This is a genomic window from Frankia sp. AgPm24 (assembly GCF_023243055.1).
Lineage (GTDB): Bacteria > Actinomycetota > Actinomycetes > Frankiales > Frankiaceae > Frankia > Frankia umida.
Map to the genome: position 1 here is coordinate 1 of NZ_JALKFW010000096.1, position 469 is coordinate 469.

Genomic DNA, 469 nt, shown 5'->3' on the forward strand with positions numbered 1-469 from the left:
TCTGAAGATCCCGTCTCGCCCTACCGCTACACAGGTCTCAAAGATCCATCTGTCTCATGGGACTCTGACAGACAGGGCATCGGGAACCCAGGGCGCGTCGTGCAGGAAGTGGTGCAACCGCTGCCGGTCCGCGCCGGGGACCAGAGCGGCCAGCTCCGTCAGCGTCTTGTTCCGTTCCCGGGGCAGCAACAGGCCGATCAGATACTGCCGCAGCGCGGTGCGCTCAGCCACACGACAGAACAGGTCATCGAAGTCGCCGCAGAACCGGTCGATCGCCTCCGCCGTCGGCGCGGTCGGCTTGCGAGGAGTAGCCATCGGGCACCTCCCACCGGAACAGCCCCAGCCAGACACCACCAACCGTACGTCCACCTTCCCCAACCTGACCAACCAGCGCTAGTGCAGCGCCTCAGTAGTTCCTTGCCGCGAGGCATACCGATTGATCGTTACTTCTGGTAGTCGGTTAGGTGGA

Annotated in this window: 1 protein-coding gene; it reads right to left on the reverse strand. The window is 63.5% G+C overall.

All coding sequences use genetic code 11. The features are described 5' to 3' along the window. Window positions 1-54: 54 nt before the first annotated feature. Complete coding sequence (locus tag MXD61_RS05820; protein WP_248811810.1) at window positions 55-315, reverse strand: transposase; 261 nt, start codon at window positions 313-315, stop codon at window positions 55-57. Between the last annotated feature and the right edge of the window lie 154 nt (window positions 316-469).

Coding starts and splice junctions, on each gene's coding strand:
- MXD61_RS05820 (WP_248811810.1), bottom strand. CDS start 315: ATGGCTACTCCTCGCAAGCCGACCGCGCCGACGGCGGAGGCGATCGAC.